Annotated in this window: 1 rRNA gene; it reads left to right on the forward strand. The window is 52.0% G+C overall.

What is annotated here, in order from left to right:
• The first annotated feature begins 2 nt into the window (after positions 1 to 2).
• Positions 3 to 2,891 (forward strand): 23S ribosomal RNA (locus LI149_RS14825).

A 2,891-nucleotide genomic window follows, 5' to 3' on the forward strand; every position in this document is an offset into this window, starting at 1 on the left:
TTGGTTATGCTAATAAGAGCGTATGGTGGATGCCTTGGCACTAAGAGCCGATGAAAGACGTGATAAGCTGCGAAAAGCTTCGGGGAGGAGCAAATATCCTATGATCCGGAGATCTCTGAATGGGGAAACCCACCTGAGCAAACCTCAGGTATCCTAACGCCAATACATAACGTTAGGAGGGGAACCCGGTGAACTGAAACATCTAAGTAGCCGGAGGAAGAGAAAACAACATGTGATTCTGGAAGTAGCGGCGAGCGAAACCGGAAGAGCCCAAACCGGAGTGCGTGCACTCCGGGGTTCGGACCGCGGAATTGATCCAAAAGACTTAACAGAACGGCCTGGGAAGGCCGGCCAGAGAGGGTGAAAGCCCCGTAAGTGAAAGGTCGATTGGCATGGCGGTATCCAGAGTAGGTCGAGACACGTGGAACCTTGACTGAATATGCGGGGACCACCCCGTAAGGCTAAATACTCCTTAGTGACCGATAGCGCATAGTACTGTGAAGGAAAGGTGAAAAGGACCCCGGGAGGGGAGTGAAAAAGAACCTGAAACCATATGTTTACAAGCTGTGGAACCACTTTAAATGTGGAACCGCGTACTTTTTGTAGAACGGTCCGGCGAGTTACGCTGGCTGGCGAGGTTAAGTCCTTAAGGGATGGAGCCGAAGGGAAACCAAGTCTGAATAGGGCGAAGAGTCAGTCGGAGTAGACCCGAAACCGGGTGACCTATCCATGTCCAGGATGAAGTTGCCGTAAAAGGCAATGGAGGTCCGAACCCACATCCGTTGAAAAGGGTGGGGATGAGGTGTGGATAGGGGAGAAATTCCAATCGAACCCGGAGATAGCTGGTTCTCCTCGAAATAGCTTTAGGGCTAGCCTCATACAAGTCTTGCGGAGGTAGAGCACTGAATTTCCTAGGGGGCGTCAAAGCTTACCGAAGAATATCAAACTCCGAATGCCGCGTAGATGGTGTATGGGAGTCAGACTGCACGAGATAAGTTGGGTAGTCAAAAGGGAAAGAGCCCAGACCTGCAGCTAAGGTCCCAAAATGTGTGTTAAGTGGAAAAGGATGTGGGATTTCGAAGACAACTAGGATGTTGGCTCAGAAGCAGCCATACATTCAAAGAGTGCGTAATAGCTCACTAGTCGAGAGGTCCTGCGCCGAAAATGTCCGGGGCTGAAACACACTACCGAAGCTCAGGAATGTACTTGTACATTGGTAGAGGAGCATTGTATACGGGAAGAAGCAGTACCGATAAGGAGCTGTGGACTGTATAGAAGAGAGAATGCCGGAATGAGTAGCGAGAGGAAGGTGAGAATCCTTCCGGCCGAATATCTAAGGTTTCCAGAGTAAAGCTGATCTGCTCTGGGTAAGTCGGGGCCTAAGGCCAGGTCGAAAGACGTAACCGATGGACAACAGGTTGAAATTCCTGTACCGCGATATAACAGAACTGTGGGGACACGTGTGGAGAGCACAAGCCGGGAATGGAAAGCCCGGCGCAAGCAAGGTAGGAGTCGTACTGGCAAATCCGTACGGCAATCCGAAGATGTGATGCGTACCGAATTAAGAGTAGGGAAGAGTGTGAGCCATGCGTCAAGAAAAGCCGCTATTGTTTGTATCGCGCCCGTACCGTAAACCGACACAGGTGGATGAGGAGAGAATCCTAAGGCCGACGGGAGAAGCATTGTTAAGGAACTCGGCAAAATGACTCCGTAACTTCGGGAGAAGGAGTGCCACTGAGAGGTGGCCGCAGAGAATTGGCCCAAGCAACTGTTTAGCAAAAACACAGGTCTATGCAAAACCGAAAGGTGAAGTATATGGGCTGACGCCTGCCCGGTGCTGGAAGGTTAAGGGGAGAGGTTAGCGCAAGCGAAGCTTTGAACTTAAGCCCCAGTAAACGGCGGCCGTAACTATAACGGTCCTAAGGTAGCGAAATTCCTTGTCGGGTAAGTTCCGACCCGCACGAAAGGCGTAATGATTTGGGCACTGTCTCAACAATGCACCCGGTGAAATTGAAATACCAGTGAAGATGCTGGTTACCTGCGCCAGGACGGAAAGACCCCATGGAGCTTTACTCCAGCTTGATACTGGGATTCGGTATTGCATGTACAGGATAGGTGGGAGGCTTTGAAGCGGTAACGCCAGTTGCCGTGGAGCTGCTGTTGGGATACCACCCTTGCAGTACTGGGTTTCTAACCAGCGGCCTTTATCAGGTCGGGGGACAATGTCAGGTGGGGAGTTTGACTGGGGCGGTCGCCTCCGAAAGGGTATCGGAGGCGCTCAAAGGTTCCCTCAGAATGGTCGGAAACCATTCGAAGAGTGCAAAGGCAGAAGGGAGCTTGACTGCGACACCGACGGGTGGAGCAGGTACGAAAGTAGGACTTAGTGATCCGGTGGTATAAAGTGGGATTGCCATCGCTCAACGGATAAAAGCTACCCTGGGGATAACAGGCTTATCACTCCCAAGAGTTCACATCGACGGAGTGGTTTGGCACCTCGATGTCGGCTCATCGCATCCTGGGGCTGAAGTAGGTCCCAAGGGTTGGGCTGTTCGCCCATTAAAGCGGTACGCGAGCTGGGTTCAGAACGTCGTGAGACAGTTCGGTCCCTATCCGGCGTGGGCGTAGGATATTTGAGAGGAGCTGTCCTTAGTACGAGAGGACCGGGATGGACTGGCCGCTGGTTGATCTGTTGTTCCGCCAGGAGCATAGCAGAGTAGCCAAGCCGGGACGGGATAAACGCTGAAGGCATCTAAGCGTGAAGCCCCCCTCAAGATGAGATATCCCAACGAAAGTTGTAAGACCCCTTGAAGACGACGAGGTAGATAGGACAGAGGTGGAAGTGTGGTAACACATGGAGCTGACTGTTACTAATAGGTCGAGGGCATAACCAA

Source organism: Dorea sp. 210702-DFI.3.17 (assembly GCF_020560825.1).
GTDB lineage: Bacteria > Bacillota > Clostridia > Lachnospirales > Lachnospiraceae > Dorea > Dorea formicigenerans.